Genomic DNA, 17,899 nt, shown 5'->3' with positions numbered 1-17,899 from the left:
GCGTTCGGTGGGGGATGCGGGCGGGCCGGTCGGGGTCAGGCCCCGGGGGCCGGGGCGGCCGGAACCTCCGGGCTCCGCGTTCCCTGGTTCTGGGCCTGGATCGCGGTGATCGCCACGGTGGTGACGATGTCCTGCACCAGCGCGCCGCGCGACAGGTCGTTGACCGGCTTGCGCAGACCCTGGAGCACCGGGCCGACCGCCACGGCGCCCGCCGAACGCTGCACGGCCTTGTAGGTGTTGTTGCCCGTGTTGAGATCGGGGAAGATCAGCACGGTCGCCCGTCCGGCCACGTCGGACTCGGGCAGCTTGGTCGCGGCGACCGAGGGCTCCACGGCGGCGTCGTACTGGATCGGCCCCTCGATCAGCAGGTCGGGCCGCTGCGACCGGACGATCTCGGTGGCCTTGCGGACCTTGTCCACGTCGGCCCCGGAACCCGAGGTGCCGGTGGAGTACGAGAGCATCGCGATCCGCGGCTCGACGCCGAACGCGGCGGCCGTGGCCGAGGCCTGCACGGCGATGTCCGCGAGCTGCTCGGCGTCGGGGTCCGGATTGACCGCGCAGTCCCCGTAGACGAGGACCTTGTCGGCCAGGCACATGAAGAACACCGAGGAGACGATCGCCGCGTCGGGCTTCGTCTTGATGATCTCGAAGGCGGGGCGGATGGTGGCGGCGGTGGAGTGCACCGAGCCGGAGACCATGCCGTCGGCGAGCCCCTCCTGGACCATCAGGGTGCCGAAGTAATTGACGTCCGTGACCACGTCGTTGGCCAGCTCGACGGTCATCCCCTTGTGGGCGCGGGCCTTCGCGTAGTACTCGGCGAAGCGTTCGCGCAGCGGTGAGGTCGCCGGGTCGATCAGCTGCGCGCCGGAGATGTCGATGCCCAGGTCGGCCGCCTTCTTCAGGATGGCCGGCTCCTCGCCCAGCAGGGTCAGGTCGCAGACCCCGCGGCGCAGCACCACGTCGGCGGCGCGCAGCACCCGCTCCTCGGTGCCCTCGGGCAGCACCACCCGGCGCCGCTCGGCGCGCGCCCGCTCCAGCAGCTCGTGCTCGAACATCATCGGGGTGACGCGCTCGGAGCGGGCCACCGACAGCAGCCCGCGCAGCTCGGCGGTGTCGACGTGCCGCTCGAAGAGGCCGAGGGCGGTCTCCAGCTTGCGCGGGGTCGCCGAGTTCAGGCGGCTCTGCAGGGAGAACAGCTCGGCGGCGGTCGGGAAGCTGTTGCCGGCCACCGAGACGACGGGCGTACCGGGCGCCAGCTTCGAGGCCAGCGTCAGGATGTCCTGTCCGGGCCGCTCGTTCAGGGTCAGCAGGACGCCGGCGATCGGCGGGGTGCCGGAGGTGTGCGCGGCGAGCGCGCCGATGACGAGGTCGGAGCGGTCCCCGGGGGTGACCACGAGGCAGCCGGGCGTCAGGGCGTTCAGGAAGTTCGGCAGCATCGCGCCGCCGAAGACGAAGTCGACGGCGTCGCGCGCCAGCCCCGCCTCGTCGCCCAGGAGCACCTCGCCGCCGAGCGCGCGGGTGATCTGCGCGACGGTCGGGGCGGACAGCGACTTGTCGTCCGGCAGCACGTAGCAGGGGACGGGGAGCCGGGCGGCCAGCCGTTCGGCTATGACGTCGCGGTCCTCGGGGGCCACCCGGTTCACGACCATCGCCACGACGTGGCAGCCCAGGCTCTCGTAGGCGCGGTACGCGTTGCGGGTCTCGGCGCGCACGGCCTCGGCGGGGTGCTTGGTGCCGCCCACGACGGGGACGACGACCGCGCCGAGCTCGTTGGCGAGGCGGGCGTTCAGCGCCAGCTCGTCGGGGAGGTTGGTGTCGGCGTAGTCGGTGCCGAGGACCAGCATGACCTCGTAGTCGCGGGCCACCCGGTGGAAGCGGTCGACCAGCCGGGAGACCAGCTCGTCGGTACCCTTCTCGGCCAGGATGGCGGAGGCCTCCTGGTACTCCATGCCGTAGGCGGTGGCCGCGTCCTGCTCGATCCGGTAGCGGGCCTTGAGCAGGTCGAAGAGCCGGTCCGGGGCATCGTGGAGCAGGGGGCGGTACACGCCCACCCGGCCCGTCTGCCGGGTCAGGAGCTCCATGATCCCCAGCTCGACGACCTGCCGGCCGTCCCCCCGCTCGATACCGGTCACGTACACGCTGCGCGTCACGCGTGCTCTCCGTCCGTGGTCTGTGATGGTCGTGGCGCCCCACCGTGCGGCGGGCCGATCCGTGCGTCGTTCATCCCGAATGCGTAGGGCTCGACCCCTTGACAATACCTCCGCCAATGGATAGGGCGCCCGCCGGAACAAAGGCCCTGTGGGAGGGTCGAAAGGCCCGGTGGGCGGAGTGGCGCGCAGCGCGCGGCCCCCCGGGCACGTGGAACAATCGGACAGGCGGCATCAATACGCCCTTCATATGTACGGCTGTCCGCCCGCACGCGTACGGCCAGGTACGACCAGGAGCAGGAGACACAGCACGATGCGTATCGGAGTTCTCACCGCAGGCGGCGACTGCCCGGGCCTGAACGCTGTCATCCGGTCGGTCGTACACCGCGCCGTCGTCGGTCACGGGGACGAGGTCATCGGCTTCGAGGACGGCTTCAAGGGCCTGCTCGACGGTCACTACCGCCCCCTCGACATCAACGCCGTCAGCGGCATCCTCGCCCGCGGCGGCACGATCCTCGGCTCGGCCCGAATGGAGCGCGCCCGCCTCCACGAAGCCGCCGAGAACGCGGCCGAGTTGGCCAGGCGGTACGAGATCGACGCGCTCATCCCGATCGGCGGCGAGGGCACCCTGACCGCCGCCCGCATGCTGTCCGACGCGGGAATGCCCGTCGTCGGCGTACCCAAGACCATCGACAACGACATCTCCTCCACGGACCGCACCTTCGGTTTCGACACCGCCGTCATGGTGGCCACCGAGGCCATCGACCGGCTGAAGACCACCGCCGAATCGCACCAGCGGGTGATGGTCGTCGAGGTCATGGGCCGGCACGCCGGTTGGATCGCCCTGGAATCCGGCATGGCCGGCGGCGCCCACGGCATCTGTCTGCCGGAGCGCCCCTTCGAGGTGGACGCCCTGGTCAAGATGGTGGAGGAACGCTTCGCCCGCGGCAAGAAGTTCGCGGTCGTCTGCGTGGCGGAGGGCGCGCACCCGGCCGAGGGCTCCATGCCGTACGAGAAGGGCGCCATCGACCAGTACGGGCACGAGCGCTTCGCCGGCATCGGCAACCGCCTCGCCGTCGAGCTGGAGCACCGGCTCGGCAAGGAGGCCCGTCCGGTCATCCTCGGTCACGTCCAGCGCGGCGGCACCCCCACCGCCTACGACCGGGTCCTCGCGACCCGCTTCGGCTGGCACGCGGTGGAGGCCGTCCACCGCGGCGAGTTCGGCAACATGACCGCGCTGCGCGGCACCGACATCGTGATGGCCCCGCTGGCCCACGCCGTCACCGAGCTGAAGACCGTCCCCGAGGCCCGGATGTACGAGGCCGAGTCGGTCTTCTGACCGGAACGCCCGGCCGGGACCCGCGGCCCCACCTCACCCGCCGAACGGTCCCGGTGCGCCTCCTCCGCGAAGCGCCCGGGGCCGTTCGCCGTGCCGGGCCGAGGGGTGGCGGTGTGTCCTATCCCGCACCGCCGACCAGGGCCCAGAACCGGTCGGTGATCTCCGCGAGGAACTCCCGGCCCGAGGTTCCGGCCCCGGCGCCCTCGGCGCCGCCCCAGCTCAGGGTGGACACCATCCGGGCCTGGTAGTCGCCGTGCAGGAGCTCCAGTGCCCGTTCCAGGTTGGCCTTGGGCACCGGGAGGAGCTTGGCGAGCGGTTTCACGTACGCCTGCCAGCGGGTGGTCACCGCGCTGCGGAGCAGGTCGGTGAGCTCGTCGTGCTTGCCGGTCGCGGTGATGAACTGGGCAAGCGTCAGGCCGAGCACCGAGGCCAGGGCGGCGGACTGCCGCTCGTTGCCCTTCCAGCGCCCGGTGTCCTCCATCTTCTGGTACGCGTTCGCTTCGATCCCGACCCGGCGGGCCAGGTCGTCGGGGTCGAAGCCGCGGGCGACGCGGTGTTCCCGCAGGGTGACCGGCTCGGCGAGCAACTCCGCCGGGGAACACCAGAGCACGCCGGCGAGGGCCGTGAGCTCGGTCGAGCTCGGCGATTGTTCGCCGCGCTCCCAGGCCATGACGGTCTCGGGCGCGACGAGCAGTCCGTACTGGGCTCGCAGGCCGTAGGCGACATGACCGGGAGCCATGCCCAGGGCCGCACGCAGACGACGCGCGGCGGGGGCATTGAAAGGTGGGCTGGAGTGCACAGGGCACACGGTAGAAGTGGCCAAGGCTTGGCGACTACCAACCGTTCAAACAAGCTCATAACTCGTAGGAAAGTCCTATGAAGATAAGGGCTTTGGGCCGGTTTCCCTGCGACTGTCCGGTAATCGGATCAGTCGAAGATCCATTTATAGCGTACGGATTTGGCCACTCCATTTCAGCTGCCCGGCCACACCCGTGAAGTGATCCCCGTCACAGGCGCTGAACCCGCCGCCCGGCCCGTACGTGATCCGTACCGGGGGGCCCTCGCATACGGGGGTGGCGAGGGCCCCCTCCCGACGGGCTCCTTGCCTTGACGTCGGCGTCAAGGTCTACGGTCGCGGCATGCGAATCGGCGAACTGGCCCGACGGGCCGGCACCAGCACACGGACGCTGCGCTACTACGAGAGCCGCGGCCTCCTCGACGCGCGGCGCGCCGACAACGGCTACCGCAGCTACGACGAGGACGACCTGCGCCTGCTGCGCCAGATCCGGACGCTCCAGGACGTCGGCTTCGAGCTGGAGGAGACCCGGCCGTTCGTCGACTGCCTGCGGGCCGGCCATCCGGCCGGTGACTCCTGCCCGGCCTCCCTCGCCGTCTACCGCCGCAAGCTCGCGGAACTCGACGCGCTGATCGGCCGGCTGGCCGACGTACGGGAGCAGGTGGCCCACCAACTGGCCACCGCCGAGGAGAGCGCCGGCCCGACGGCCGCGCCGCGCTGCGAGATGACGGGCTGACCGGAACCCGGACCGGGGCCAGGACCAGTGCCGGAACCCGAACCCGAACCGGAATCCGGCCCCGGCCCCGGCCCCGGCCCCGGACGTCCCGCCCCCACCGACCACCACGCCACGAGAGGGAACGCCATGCCCCACACCGAGGGAACCGACCGCAGGTCCGCCGTCATCGAGGTGACCGACGCCGACTTCGAGGCCGAGGTGCTGCGGGAACGCGAGCGCACCGTACTGGTGGAGTTCACCGCCGCCTGGTGCGGACCCTGCCGTCAGCTCGCCCCCGTCCTGGCGGCGATCGCCGAGGAGGAGGCCGACCGCCTCAAGGTCGTCGTGATCGACGCGGACAGCAACCCCGGCACCGTCACGCGGTACGGGGTGCTGTCCATGCCGACCCTGCTCGTCCTGCGCGACGGCGAGCCCCTCCGCCGGATGGTCGGGGCCCGCCCCAAGCGCAAGCTGCTCCAGGAGCTCCAAGAGGTGCGCGAACTCCGGGAGCGGCCCGCTACGGCTTGAGCCAGATCGTCGCCATCGGCGGGAGCGTCAGCCGCAGGCTGGCCGCCCGCCCCTGGGTCGGCACCGGCTCGGGCCGCAGCGGCGCGGCGTGGTGGACGTCGCTCCCGCCGTAGACCTGGCGGTCGGTGTTGAGGACCTCCCGCCACGCGGGCACCTCCTCCGGCACCCCGATCCGGTACGCGTGCCGGACCACCGGGGAGAAGTTGGAGACGCACAGCAGCTGCGAGCCGTCCTGCGCGAACCGCAGGAACGCCAGCACGTTGTCGTCGGCCGCGTCCCCCGCCACCCAGGCGAAGCCCTCCGGAACGGTGTCCCGCTCCCACAGCGCCGGCGTCGCCCCGTAGGTGTGGTTCAGGTCCCGGACGAGGTCGCGCACGCCCCGGTGGTCACCGGCCGCCGAGTAGGAGGAGTCCAGCAGCCACCAGTCCGGCCCGTGCGCCTCCGACCACTCCGAGCCCTGCGCGAACTCCTGCCCCATGAAGAGCAGTTGCTTGCCCGGGTGGGCCCACATGAACCCCAGGTACGCCCGGTGCGTGGCCCGCTGCTGCCACCAGTCGCCGGGCATCTTCGACACCAGCGCCCGCTTGCCGTGCACCACCTCGTCGTGCGAGATCGGCAGCACGTAGTTCTCGCTGAACGCGTACACCATCCCGAACGTCATGTCGTTGTGGTGGTACTTGCGGTGCACCGGCTCCTTCGACACGTACCGCAGGGTGTCGTGCATCCAGCCCATGTTCCACTTCAGACCGAAGCCGAGCCCGCCCGAGTCCGTCGGCCGGGTCACCCCGTCCCACGCCGTGGACTCCTCCGCGATCGTCATCACGCCCGGGCAGCGCCGGTAGACCGTCGCGTTCATCTCCTGGAGGAAGGCCACCGCGTCCAGGTTCTCCCGGCCGCCGTGCTCGTTCGGCGACCACTCGCCGTCCTCGCGCGAGTAGTCCAGGTACAGCATCGAGGCCACCGCGTCCACGCGCAGGCCGTCGATGTGGAACTCCTGGCACCAGTACACGGCGTTGGCGACGAGGAAGTTGCGGACCTCCTTGCGGCCGTAGTCGAACTCCAACGTCCCCCAGTCCGGGTGCGCGGCCCGGCGCGGGTCACCGTGCTCGTACAGCGGCCGGCCGTCGAACTCGGCGAGCGCCCACTCGTCGCGCGGGAAGTGCGCCGGCACCCAGTCCACGATCACCCCGATGCCCGCCCGGTGCAGCGAGTCCACCAGGAACCGGAAGTCGTCCGGGGTGCCCATCCGCGAGGTCGGCGCGTAGAAACCGGTGACCTGGTAACCCCAGGAACCGCCGAAGGGGTGCTCGGCGACCGGCATCAGCTCCACGTGGGTGAAGCCCAGCTCCTTGACGTACGCCGGGAGTTGCTCGGCGAGCTGCCGGTAGCCGAGGCCGGGTCGCCAGGACGCCAGGTGCAACTCGTAGACGGAGAACGGGGCCTGGTGCGGCGGCCGCTCGCCGCGCGTCCGCATCCAGTCGGCGTCCTGCCAGGCGTACCGGGAGGCGGTCACCACCGAGGCGGTCGCCGGCGGGACCTCCGCGTACCGGGCCATCGGGTCCGCCCGGACGGTGTGGCTGCCGTCCGGGCGCGTGATGTCGTACTTGTACAGGGTCCCCTCGCCCACCCCCGGCAGGAAGAGCTCCCACACCCCGGACGAGCCGAGCGAGCGCATCGGGAAGGCGACCGAGTCCCAGTACGAGAAGTCGCCCGTGACCCGGACGCCCTGCGCGTTCGGCGCCCACACGGTGAACCGGGTGCCCGCCACGCCCTGGTGCTCCATGGGCTCCGAGCCGAGCGCCGTCCACAGCTCCTCGTGCCGGCCCTCGCCGATCAGGTGCAGGTCCAGTTCGCCGAGGGCGGGCAGGAACCGGTACGGGTCGTGCAGCTCCACCTCGTCACCGTCGTACGTCACCAGCAGTCGGTAGTCCGGCACGTCGGTCAGCGGCAGCAGCCCCGAGAACAGCCCGTCCCCGTCGTCGAAGAGCTCGGCCCGCAGCCCCTTCGCCACGACCGTCACGGACTTCGCGTACGGACGCAGCACCCGGAAGGCGACCCCGCCCCGCTGGGCGCGCGCCCCCAGCACCCCGTGCGGGTCGTGGTGGCGGCCCTCCAGCAGCCGGAAGCGTTCCTCCGCGGCGAGCGGGGGCGCGGGCCGCACGCCGCCGTGCTGCGGGTCGGCCCGCCGGGCCCGCGGGGTACGGGGCTTCTTCCCGGTCTCGGGGGCGGTTTCGTCGCGGACGGTCGGTGACGGCTGTCGTGCGGCGCTCACGCGAGCGGCCTCCTCGGGGGCTTCGGATGCGGATGCGGGGAAACGGAACCGGGGGCGGGCGGGGTCGGCGGCACGCGGTGGGCGGGCCGCTGCGGTTCCGACAGGCGGCGGATCGCCGCCATCGGGACGTGCAGCCAGTCGGGTCGGTGACGGGACTCGTAGCGGGCCTCGTACACCGCCTTGTCGGTCTCGTACGCGCGCAGCAGGACGGGGTCCTCGCGCGGGTCCCGGCCGGTGGTGCGGGCGTAGCCCTCGCAGAACGCGGCCCGGCAGGCGTCCGCCCAGGCGGGGGCGAACGGCCGGTGCGAGCGGGCGGCGTAGTCGAAGGAACGCAGTATCCCGGCGATGTCGCGGACGGCCGGTTCCGGTCGGCGCCGGTCGGCGAGCGAGCGGGCCGGTTCGCCCTCGAAGTCGATCAGCGCCCAGCTGCCGTCGACGGTGCGCAGGGTCTGACCCAGGTGCAGGTCGCCGTGGATGCGCTGGGCTCGGACCCCGGTCCCCCGGGACGCGGCCAGGGCGTCGAAGGCGCCGCGCAGGCCGGCCTCGTAGGGCTGGAGCGCGGGCACCTCGCGCGCGGTGGCGGCGAGCCGGGCGGTCATCCCGGCGGCGAGCCGGGCGGTCTGCTCGGGCCCCAGCGCGATGGTGGGCAGGGCGGAGGCGAGGGCGCTGTGCACCTCGGCGGTGGCCCGACCCAGCGCGTGCGCCTCCGCGGTGAAGTCGGCGCCGGCGGCCAGCCGGCGCAGGGCCAGCTGCCAGCCGTCGTCGGAACCGCGCAGGTACGGCTGGAGCACGCCGAGGGTCAGCGGCTCGGGCCCGGGCAGCACGGCCTCGTACCAGGCGACGGGCGCGGGTACCCGCGAGCAGCCGGCGTCGGCCAGTGCCCGGGGCAGTTCCAGGTCCGGGTTGACGCCGGGTCCGACGCGGCGGAACACCTTGAGGATGAACGAATCTCCGTAGATGAGGGAGGAGTTGGTCTGCTCCCCCGAGAGCGGCCGGGGTGGGAGCCCGGCCGGGACCGGGGCCTGGGGGTCCCGGTCGAAACGGAGCGGGCCGAGGGTGCCGGGGGAGCGCAGTCGCTCCAGCAGCATGGCGGCGAGCCGGGGATCGCCCAGCGCCTCGTAGACCGCCCTGCCCGCGTACGGGCCGTCCTCGGCGGTCCCGATCAGTGCGGGCGCGAGGGCGGGCGGGAGCGGGGACGGGCGGATGCCCAGCAGCAGCTGGTAGCAGTCCCCGTCCACGTCGAGGAGCAGGTGGAGCAGGCCGGGAGTGGATCCCGGCGGCAGCAGTTCGGCCGCCGAAACGGCCCTCAACCTGCTGATGGTGCGGCCCTTGCCCGCGAACCAGCGCTGTGCGGGCAACCAGGCCCTCAGCATGGGTTCCAGCGGGCCGATCCCGGCGGCCCGGTCGGCCGTCAGCCGGCTCCGGGCGGATGCAGCCTCCGACATGGCGTCGCGTCCTTTCCCCGGGCCGTCACAGAATGCGCAGAGTGTCCCGGATGTGCGGCAGTTGCTTCTCCGGTATGTGCGAGTGTCGGGTCAGGATGATCCGTACAGGGGCGGGCGATTGACCCAAAGGAGTGCCCGCCCCCCTGCTCGGTCCGTCAGTCGGAGCGCTGGTCGCTCCGCAGGCGGAACCAGTAGAAGCCGTGTCCCGCCAGGGTCAGCAGGTACGGCCATTGGCCGATCGGCGGGAAGCGCACGTCACCCGTGAGCTCCACCGGGACCCGCCCGTTGAACGACCTCAGGTCCAGCTCGGTGGGCTGCGCGAAGCGCGAGAAGTTGTGCACGCACAGCACCAGGTCGTCGTCGAGCTCGCGGAGGAACGCGAGGACGGCCGGGTTGGACGAGGGCAGTTCCGTGTACGAACCGAGGCCGAAGGCGGGGTTCGCCTTGCGGATCTCGATCAGTCGCCGGGTCCAGTGCAGCAGCGACGAGGGCGATGCCATGGCCGCCTCGACGTTGGTGACCTGGTACCCGTAGACCGGGTCCATGATGACCGGCAGGTTCAGCCTGCCCGGATCGCACGAGGAGAAACCGGCGTTGCGGTCCGGGGTCCACTGCATCGGGGTGCGGACGCCGTCGCGGTCGCCGAGCCAGATGTTGTCGCCCATGCCGATCTCGTCGCCGTAGTAGAGGATCGGCGAGCCGGGCAGGGACAGCAGCAGGGCGGTGAACAGCTCGATCTGGTTGCGGTCGTTGTCCAGGAGCGGGGCGAGCCGGCGCCGGATGCCGATGTTGGCCCGCATCCGCGGGTCCTTGGCGTACTCGGCGTACATGTAGTCGCGTTCTTCGTCCGTCACCATTTCGAGGGTCAGCTCGTCGTGGTTGCGCAGGAAGATGCCCCACTGGCAGCTCTCCGGGATCGCCGGGGTCTTCGCCAGGATCTCCGAGACGGGGTAGCGGGACTCTCTTCGTACGGCCATGAAGATGCGCGGCATGACGGGGAAGTGGAACGCCATGTGGCACTCGTCCCCGCCCTTCGCGTAGTCGCCGAAGTAGTCGACGACGTCCTCGGGCCACTGGTTGGCCTCGGCGAGCAGCACCGTGTCCGGGTAGTGCGCGTCGATCTCCGCCCGGACCCGCTTGAGCAGGGTGTGGGTGCGCGGGAGGTTCTCGCAGTTGGTGCCCTCCTCGGCGTACAGGTAGGGCACGGCGTCGAGGCGGAAGCCGTCGATGCCGAGGTCCAGCCAGAAGCGCAGGGCGGACACGATCTCCTCGACGACGGCCGGGTTCTCGTAGTTGAGGTCCGGCTGGTGCGAGAAGAAGCGGTGCCAGTAGTACTGCTTGCGTACGGGGTCGTACGTCCAGTTCGAGGACTCGGTGTCGACGAAGATGATGCGGGCGTCCTGGTACTGCTTGTCGTTGTCGGCCCACATGTAGTAGTCGCCGTACGGCCCGTCGGGGTCATTGCGGGACTGCTGGAACCACTCGTGCTGGTCGCTCGTGTGGTTCATGACGAAGTCGATGATCACCCGCATGCCGCGGGTGTGCGCGGCGTCCACGAACTCCACGAAGTCGGCGAGGTCGCCGAACTCGGGCAGCACGGAGGTGTAGTCGGAGACGTCGTAGCCCCCGTCGCGCAGGGGTGAGGCGAAGAACGGCGGCAACCAGAGGCAGTCGACGCCGAGCCACTGGAGGTAGTCCAGCTTGGCGGTGAGCCCCTTGAGGTCACCGACGCCGTCGCCGTTGCTGTCGTGGAAGGAGCGGACGAGGACCTCGTAGAAGACCGCCCGCTTGAACCAGTCGGGGTCGCGGTCCTTGGCGGGGGTGTCCTCGAAGGTGTCATGGACGGGATCGTTGATCATCATGTGGTGGGTGACCCTCCGGTGGGCGGGGACGGTCGCAGCGCGGCCAGTACGTGTGCGGGCGTGCGGCCCGGCTCCAGGCGTACGTAGTTCGCCCTGCCCCAGTGATAGGTATCGCCGGTGAGCTCGTCGCGCACCGCGAGGGACCCGTGCCAGTCGAGGCCGAGTACCGGCATGTCCAACGAGACCGTCGCCTCCTGGGTGTGGTGCGGATCGAGGTTGACGACCACCAGTACGGAATTGGCGCCCGCGTGCTTCGAATAGGCGATCACCTGTTCGTTGTCGGTCGAGTGGAAGTGGATGTCCCGCAATTGCTGAAGGGCGGGATTGAGCCGGCGCACCCGGTTCAGGGTGGTGATGAGCGGGGCGATGGTGCGGCCCTCGCGTTCGGCGGCGGCCCAGTCGCGTGGCCGGAACTCGTACTTCTCGGAGTCCAGGTACTCCTCGCTGCCCGGCTTCGCCGGGGCGTTCTCGCACAGCTCGTAGCCCGCGTAGACCCCCCAGGTGGGGGAGAGGGTGGCGGCCAGGACCGCGCGGACCTCGAACGCGGGGCGGCCGCCGTGCTGGAGGTACTCGTGCAGGATGTCGGGCGTGTTGACGAAGAAGTTCGGCCGCATGACCGAGGCCGAACGGTCGTCCGCCAGCTCGCTCACGTACTCCGTCAGCTCGGACTTCGTGTTGCGCCAGGTGAAGTACGTGTACGACTGCTGGAACCCGACGGCCGCCAGGGCCCGCATCATGGCCGGGCGGGTGAAGGCCTCGGCCAGGAAGATCACGTCCGGGTCGGACTTGTTGATGTCCGCGATCACCTTCTGCCAGAAGACCACCGGCTTGGTGTGCGGGTTGTCGACGCGGAAGATCCGTACGCCGTGGTCCATCCAGTACCGCAGGATCCGGCAGGTCTCCGCGACGATGCCGGCCATGTCGGCGTCGAAGTGGACCGGGTAGATGTCCTGGTACTTCTTCGGCGGGTTCTCGGCGTACGCGATCGTCCCGTCGGCCCGGTGCCGGAACCACTCGGGGTGCTTCTCCACCCACGGGTGGTCGGGGGAGCACTGGAGCGCGAAGTCCAGCGCGATCTCCAGCTCCAGTTCGCGGGCCCGGGCCACGAAGGCGTCGAAGTCCTCGATGGTGCCGAGCTCGGGGTGGACCGCGTCGTGCCCGCCCTCCGTGGAGCCGATGGCCCACGGTACGCCCGGGTCCCAACTGCCCGCCGACAGCGTGTTGTTGGGGCCCTTGCGGTAGGTGGAGCCGATGGGGTGGATGGGCGGCAGGTACACCACGTCGAAGCCCATGTCCGCGATCGCGGGCAGCCGCTCGGCGGCGGTCCGGAAGGTACCGCTGACCGGGGCCGAGCCGGGCTCCAGCACCGCTCCCTCGGAGCGGGGAAACATCTCGTACCAGGAACCGAAGAGGGCGCGCTTGCGCTCGACCAGCAGCGGCAGTGCCTTGGCGGCGCTGACCAGCTCGCGGTACGGGCGCTTGGCGAAGGCGGCGTCCACCTCGGGCGCGAGCGCGACCGCGTACCGCTCGGCGACGGTCCGGTCCTCGTCGCGCATGATCGCGGCGGCGTCGCGCACCGCGGCGCGGCCGTCCCGCTTGGGAATCTTGGCGGCGGCCCGCTCGTAGAGCTCCGCGCCTTCCAGCAGGACGAGACCGGTATCGATGTCCGCCGGGATCTTGATCGCGGCGTGTGACCGCCACGTGGCGACCGGATCGCTCCACGCCTCGACGGTGTACGTCCACCTCCCCTCGGTCTCGGCGGAGATCCGGGCCCCCCACCGGTCGGTGCCGGGGGCGAGTTCGCGCATCGGGATCGGCGGGCGCAGGCGCCCGCTCGGATCGCGCAGTACTACGTGTGCGGCCACGGCGTCGTGGCCCTCGCGGAACACGGTGGCGGAGATCTCGAAGACTTCGTCCGCGACCGCCTTGGCGGGTCTGGCGCCGCAGTCGACGGCAGGGCGGACGTCCAGCACGGGAATGCGACCGATCATGATGGGATCACCTGGGGGCAGTTCGCAGGGCTCGGTGACAACAGGCCAGCCGGTATCACGGCTGGTAGTGCACGCTCTGTTCGCTCTGTTTCTAGCCGCTCGGAAGACGGCTGGGCTGCGGGCATGGCCGCTCCTGTCCGCGTTCACTCGGGTGGCGGGGAAAGGGGTGGGCGGGTGCGCCGTGCGTGTACCGCGCGTACCCGCAGAGCCCTGCCCCACGCACGCCCCGTCCAATCCGAGCCGTTGGTTAACTACTCGTACGTAGTGGCACGTGGCGCACAAAGGACCGGATCGCCGGGTGCCGACGCTCCGTCAAGTCGGTGAGGAAAAAGCGATGTACAGCGACGAGGTCTCCGTCCCACCCGTCCCGGCAGCCCCGGGAGTACCGCCATCGAGGGGTGCGGAAGGGGCGCCGCAACCGGTGTTCGCGCTGCCGTGCGGCATGGTCCTGCGCCCCTGGCGGGCCACGGACGCGCAGGTCCTGGCCTCGGCGCACGAGGATCCGGACATCCGGCATTGGAACCGGACCGAGCCGATGACGCCGGCCGGCGCCGTCGAACGGATCGAGCGCTGGGCGCGACGCTGGGAGGCGGGCGAGGGCGCCGCCTGGGCGGTGGCGCACCCCGACGGGGACGGGACCGCGGGCGCCGCAGTGGGACTCGTCGGTTTGGCCGACATCGATCGGTCCGGCGCGAGCGCGGAGTTCCTCTACTGGCTGCTGCCCGCCGGCCGCGGCCGGGGCGCGGTCGGACAGGCCGTGACGGTCGTATCCCGATGGGCGTTCGAGGAGTGCCGTCTGCACCGGCTGCGGATCTGTCACTCCGTGGCGAACCCCGCCTCCTGCGCCGTCGCGGTCAACGCCGGCTTCCCGCTGGAGGGCACCCTGCGCGGCGCCCTGCTGCACGCCGACGGATGGCACGACGAGCACCTCCACGCCCGCCTGGCCACCGACGCCTGACGGACCGCCCGACGGACCGCCCCACCGGCCGCCCCACGGGCCGTCCGACGAGCCGTCCGACGAGCCGTCCGACGAGCCGTCCGACGGGCCGTACGACCGGATCCCGACCAGGGCGCGCGGTCGGGCGGACGGGAGGATTCCGCCGGCGTGCGCCCACCCGGTGCCCGCCCGGCCCGCAGGGCGCGACAATGCCTGGCATGGGTCCGATGGAGCAGCAGGAATATCCCCTCGTACGGCGCCTGCGCGCGCCCGACCCCCGGCTGCGCGAGGCCGCCGCCCGGGAGGCCGCCGACACCCTGTGGGGGCCCGAAGCGGAACGGGTCCTGGCCGCCGCGCTGGTCAGCGCGGCCCGCGAGGAGGAGGACCCCGGCGCGCTGGCGGCGCAGCTGGCCGCGCTGCCCACGGTGGAGACCGGCCTCGACGACACCGACCTCGGTCGGCTCGCCGTCATGCCCTCCCCGCCCCCGGTGCTGGCCAGGCTGCTCGCCCGGGCGGGCCGGCTCCAGGTGTCCGGCCCCGTGGAACCCGTCGGCGCCGGCACCCGGGCCGTCGTGCGCTGCCTGCGCGGCATACCCTGCACCGGCCTCGGCCTGCGCACCCCGCTCGGGGCCCGGGTGGTGCTGGAGCGCATCGAGACCTACGGCCGGGCCGCCGACCGACTGGGCACCGGCGCCTCGGCGCGGGTGCTGCTCTCGGGCCCCGGCGCGCGGGAGCTGGGGGAGTGGGACCGCCTCGAAGCCGACCCGCGCGCCCGGGAGTACGTACGCCTGCTGCGGGCCCCCGATCCGCGGGTGCGGGAACTGGCCGCCGCCGGGGCCGCGGACTGGCCCGACTCCTGGGACCCCGAGACCGGCGCCCTGCTGTGCGCCGCCCTGGCCCGCGCCGCCGCGCACGAACCGGACCCCTCCGCGCTGGAGACCGAACTGGGGGCCCTGCTGCAACTCGTCCGCTTCCTGCCACCGTCGGCCCGCGCCGCCCTGCGCGCACTGGACCGCGCGAGCGTGCCCCCGACCCTCCGCCCCTGCCTGGACGCCCTGCTGACCGCCGCCGGCCCCGCGCACGGATGACGCCCCGCAGGGGCGGGATGGTCCGGGGCGGGGTTCGCCGCTAGCCTTCCGGGGGCGATGCGCGGGTGCACAGCGTGGTGCGGCCGCTCCGATCCGTCATCCCCTGCGAAGGTGGAACACGTGAAGGCTATCCGTCGATTCACCGTGCGCCCCGTCCTCCCCGAACCCCTCGTGCCGCTCGCCGAACTCGCGCGCAACCTGCGCTGGTCCTGGCACACGGAAACCCGAGAACTCTTCCAATCCGTCGATCCCGAAGGCTGGCAGGCCGCCGGCGGCGACCCCGTCCGGCTGCTCGGCGCCGTGCCCGCGGCCCGACTCGCGGAACTCGCCGCCGACCGGCGGTTCCTGCGCCGGCTCGCCGTCGCCGTCGCCGACCTCGATGACTACCTCCACGGCGGCAGGTGGTACCAGAGCCAGGAGAACGTCGCCGACCTGCCCGCCGGGATCGCCTACTTCTCCCCCGAGTTCGGCATCACCGCCGCCCTCCCCCAATACTCCGGTGGCCTCGGCATCCTCGCCGGCGACCACCTCAAGGCCGCCAGTGACCTCGGCGTGCCCCTCATCGGCGTCGGACTCCTCTACCGCCACGGCTACTTCCGCCAGTCCCTGTCCCGTGACGGCTGGCAGCAGGAGCACTATCCGGTCCTGGACCCCAACGAACTGCCCGTCTCGCTGCTGCGCGAGGACGACGGCGCCCCCGCCCGGGTCTCGCTCACCCTGCCCGGCGGCCGATCCCTGCACGCCCACGTCTGGCAGGCCCGCGTCGGCCGTGTCCCGCTGCTCCTCCTGGACTCCGACGTCGAGGACAACGACGCCGTCGCCCGCGAGGTGACCGACCGCCTCTACGGCGGCGGCAGCGACCACCGGCTCCTCCAGGAGATGCTGCTGGGGATCGGCGGCGTGCGCGCGGTGCGCACGTACTGCCGGATCACCGGGCACCCCGACCCCGAGGTCTTCCACACCAACGAGGGACACGCCGGTTTCCTCGGGCTCGAACGCATAAGGGAACTGGAAGGGGAGCGCGGCCTCGGCTTCGACGCCGCCGTCGAAGCCGTGCGCGCCGGGACGGTGTTCACCACCCACACCCCCGTCCCGGCCGGCATCGACCGCTTCGAGCGGGCCCTGGTCGCCCGGCACTTCGGCGAGGCCGCCGAACTGGCCGGCGTACCCGTCGACCGGATCCTGGAACTCGGCGCGGAGTCGTACCCCGGCGGCGACCCCGGGGTGTTCAACATGGCCGTCATGGGACTGCGCCTCGCGCAGCGGGCCAACGGTGTCTCCACCCTCCACGGGGCCGTCAGTCGGGGCATGTTCGCCGGGCTCTGGCCGGGCTTCGACCCCGTCGACGTACCCATCGCGTCCGTGACCAACGGGGTGCACGCCCCCACCTGGGTCGCCCCCGAGGTCATGCGGCTCGGCGCCCGCCAGATCGGGTCCGGGCGCACCGAGGACGCCCTCGCCGTCGGCGGCTCCGCCCGCTGGGACGCCGTCGCTCAGATCGCCGACCAGGACGTGTGGGACGTGCGCCGGGTGCTGCGCGAGCAACTGGTCCAGGAGGTACGGGACCGCCTGCGCGCCTCCTGGAAGCAGCGCGGGGCCGCGGACGCGGAACTGGGCTGGGTGGACTCCGTCCTCGACCCGGACGTGCTGACCATCGGCTTCGCCCGGCGCGTGCCCTCGTACAAGCGGCTCACGCTGATGCTGCGCGACCCCGAGCGGCTGCGCCGACTGCTGCTGGACCCGGACCGGCCCGTGCAGATCGTCGTCGCGGGCAAGGCGCACCCGGCCGACGACGGCGGCAAGCGGCTCGTGCAGGAGCTGGTGCGGTTCTCCGACGACCCGCGGGTGCGCCACCGCATCGTCTTCCTGCCCGACTACGGCATGGCGATGGCGCAGAAGCTGTACCCGGGCTGCGACGTCTGGCTGAACAACCCGCTGCGTCCGCTGGAGGCCTGCGGGACCAGCGGGATGAAGGCGGCGCTCAACGGCTGCCTGAACCTCTCCGTCCTGGACGGCTGGTGGGACGAGTGGTTCGAGCCCGACTTCGGCTGGGCCATCCCGACCGCCGACGGCCTCGGCACGGACGAGGACCGGCGCGACGACCTGGAGGCCGGCGCCCTCTACGAGCTGATCGAGAACCGGGTCGCGCCCCGGTTCTACGACCGGACCGGGCGCACGGGGCTGCCCGTGCGGTGGATCGAGATGGTCCGGCGCACCCTGGTGTCCCTGGGACCGAAGGTGCTCGCGGGGCGGATGGTCCGCGAGTACGTGGAACGGCTCTACACGCCCGCCGCCCGCTCCCACCGCGCCCTGACCGCCGACGCCGCGCGGGACCTGGCCTGGTGGAAGGGCCGGGTCCGGGCGGTCTGGTCGCGGGTGGCCGTCGAGCACGTGGAGGCCGTCGCCGCGGCGCCCGTCGGGGGCACCGCCGAACTGGGGGCCACCCTCACGCTGCGGGTGCGGGTGGCGCTCGACTCGCTCACGCCCGAGGACGTGGAGGTGCAGGCCGTCGCGGGCCGGGTCGACGCGCAGGACGTCATCCGGGACGGCCGGAGCTTCCCGCTCAAGCCCGCCGCCGGGCCCGACCTGGAGGGGCGGTGGGTGTACGAGGGCCCGCTCGCCCTCGACCGTACGGGACCGTTCGGCTACACCGTCCGGGTGCTGCCCTCGCACCCGTTGCTGGCCACCCCGGCCGAACTCGGGTTGGTCGCGGCCCCGGTCGACACCGAGGCTCCGGGCGGCGTCCTGCTGCGCTGAACCCCGGGCCGGCGGGCGCCGT

12 protein-coding genes are annotated in these 17,899 nt (G+C 72.2%); 6 read left to right on the top strand and 6 right to left on the bottom strand.

Annotated elements, in window-relative coordinates:
• Positions 1-35: 35 nt before the first annotated feature.
• Positions 36-2,150, bottom strand: coding sequence for a phosphate acetyltransferase (gene pta, locus ACZ4XJ_RS20325; protein ID WP_468496927.1), 2,115 nt, complete (start codon positions 2,148-2,150; stop codon positions 36-38).
• A 310-nt stretch (positions 2,151-2,460) separates the two neighbouring features.
• Between pta and ACZ4XJ_RS20320 the strand changes: the two genes are divergently transcribed.
• Positions 2,461-3,486, top strand: coding sequence for an ATP-dependent 6-phosphofructokinase (locus tag ACZ4XJ_RS20320; protein ID WP_362876909.1), 1,026 nt, complete (start codon positions 2,461-2,463; stop codon positions 3,484-3,486).
• Between the two features lie 118 nt (positions 3,487-3,604).
• Here ACZ4XJ_RS20320 and ACZ4XJ_RS20315 read toward each other — a convergent pair whose 3' ends face one another.
• Positions 3,605-4,225, bottom strand: a complete 621-nt coding sequence (locus tag ACZ4XJ_RS20315) for a helix-turn-helix domain-containing protein (protein ID WP_362876908.1) — start codon at positions 4,223-4,225, stop codon at positions 3,605-3,607.
• Positions 4,226-4,625: 400 nt separating this feature from the next.
• Between ACZ4XJ_RS20315 and ACZ4XJ_RS20310 the strand changes: the two genes are divergently transcribed.
• Positions 4,626-5,018: a MerR family transcriptional regulator gene (locus ACZ4XJ_RS20310; protein WP_362876907.1), complete on the top strand. Its 393-nt coding sequence runs from the start codon at positions 4,626-4,628 to the stop codon at positions 5,016-5,018.
• A gap of 126 nt (positions 5,019-5,144) precedes the next feature.
• Complete coding sequence (locus ACZ4XJ_RS20305; protein ID WP_468496926.1) at positions 5,145-5,525, top strand: thioredoxin family protein; 381 nt, start codon at positions 5,145-5,147, stop codon at positions 5,523-5,525.
• On the opposite strand, the gene glgB is transcribed toward ACZ4XJ_RS20305, so the two are convergent.
• From glgB to ACZ4XJ_RS20285, 4 genes are all read right to left on the bottom strand, one after another.
• Positions 5,515-7,797 carry a 1,4-alpha-glucan branching enzyme gene (gene glgB / locus ACZ4XJ_RS20300; RefSeq protein ID WP_362876905.1) on the bottom strand — a complete coding sequence of 761 codons (2,283 nt, stop codon included), beginning with the start codon at positions 7,795-7,797 and terminating at the stop codon, positions 5,515-5,517. The two genes, ACZ4XJ_RS20305 and glgB, sit on opposite strands and share 11 nt — an antisense overlap.
• The gene (locus ACZ4XJ_RS20295) at positions 7,794-9,242 is read right to left on the bottom strand and encodes a maltokinase N-terminal cap-like domain-containing protein (RefSeq protein ID WP_362876904.1); all 1,449 of its coding nucleotides are present in this window, start codon (positions 9,240-9,242) and stop codon (positions 7,794-7,796) included. Before ACZ4XJ_RS20295 ends, glgB begins: the two co-directional genes overlap by 4 nt.
• A 155-nt stretch (positions 9,243-9,397) precedes the next feature.
• On the bottom strand, positions 9,398-11,104 hold the full coding sequence (treS, locus tag ACZ4XJ_RS20290; protein ID WP_468496925.1) for a maltose alpha-D-glucosyltransferase: 1,707 nt from the start codon (positions 11,102-11,104) through the stop codon (positions 9,398-9,400).
• Positions 11,101-13,095, bottom strand: coding sequence for an alpha-1,4-glucan--maltose-1-phosphate maltosyltransferase (locus tag ACZ4XJ_RS20285; protein WP_362876902.1), 1,995 nt, complete (start codon positions 13,093-13,095; stop codon positions 11,101-11,103). The genes treS and ACZ4XJ_RS20285 overlap by 4 nt, the downstream gene beginning before the upstream one ends.
• 421 nt (positions 13,096-13,516) lie before the next feature.
• Between ACZ4XJ_RS20285 and ACZ4XJ_RS20280 the strand changes: the two genes are divergently transcribed.
• The 3 genes from ACZ4XJ_RS20280 to glgP all read left to right on the top strand — a co-directional run bounded on the left by ACZ4XJ_RS20280 (position 13,517) and on the right by glgP (position 17,877).
• Positions 13,517-14,053, top strand: coding sequence for a GNAT family N-acetyltransferase (locus ACZ4XJ_RS20280; RefSeq protein WP_362876901.1), 537 nt, complete (start codon positions 13,517-13,519; stop codon positions 14,051-14,053).
• A gap of 197 nt (positions 14,054-14,250) precedes the next feature.
• On the top strand, positions 14,251-15,120 hold the full coding sequence (locus ACZ4XJ_RS20275; protein ID WP_362876900.1) for a hypothetical protein: 870 nt from the start codon (positions 14,251-14,253) through the stop codon (positions 15,118-15,120).
• A gap of 120 nt (positions 15,121-15,240) precedes the next feature.
• On the top strand, positions 15,241-17,877 hold the full coding sequence (gene glgP, locus ACZ4XJ_RS20270; protein WP_362876899.1) for an alpha-glucan family phosphorylase: 2,637 nt from the start codon (positions 15,241-15,243) through the stop codon (positions 17,875-17,877).
• Positions 17,878-17,899: the final 22 nt, after the last annotated feature.

The sequence above is a fragment of the Streptomyces sp. NPDC029836 genome (genome assembly GCF_055574495.1).
Note: the sequence above shows the minus strand (reverse complement) of the source record. Positions and strands in the feature narration are given on the sequence as shown.

Coding starts and splice junctions, on each gene's coding strand:
- ACZ4XJ_RS20320 (WP_362876909.1), top strand. CDS start 2,461: ATGCGTATCGGAGTTCTCACCGCAGGCGGCGACTGCCCGGGCCTGAAC.
- ACZ4XJ_RS20315 (WP_362876908.1), bottom strand. CDS start 4,225: ATGGCTCCCGGTCATGTCGCCTACGGCCTGCGAGCCCAGTACGGACTG.
- ACZ4XJ_RS20310 (WP_362876907.1), top strand. CDS start 4,626: ATGCGAATCGGCGAACTGGCCCGACGGGCCGGCACCAGCACACGGACG.
- ACZ4XJ_RS20305 (WP_468496926.1), top strand. CDS start 5,145: ATGCCCCACACCGAGGGAACCGACCGCAGGTCCGCCGTCATCGAGGTG.
- ACZ4XJ_RS20295 (WP_362876904.1), bottom strand. CDS start 9,242: ATGTCGGAGGCTGCATCCGCCCGGAGCCGGCTGACGGCCGACCGGGCC.
- treS (WP_468496925.1), bottom strand. CDS start 11,104: ATGATGATCAACGATCCCGTCCATGACACCTTCGAGGACACCCCCGCC.
- ACZ4XJ_RS20285 (WP_362876902.1), bottom strand. CDS start 13,095: ATGATCGGTCGCATTCCCGTGCTGGACGTCCGCCCTGCCGTCGACTGC.
- ACZ4XJ_RS20275 (WP_362876900.1), top strand. CDS start 14,251: ATGGGTCCGATGGAGCAGCAGGAATATCCCCTCGTACGGCGCCTGCGC.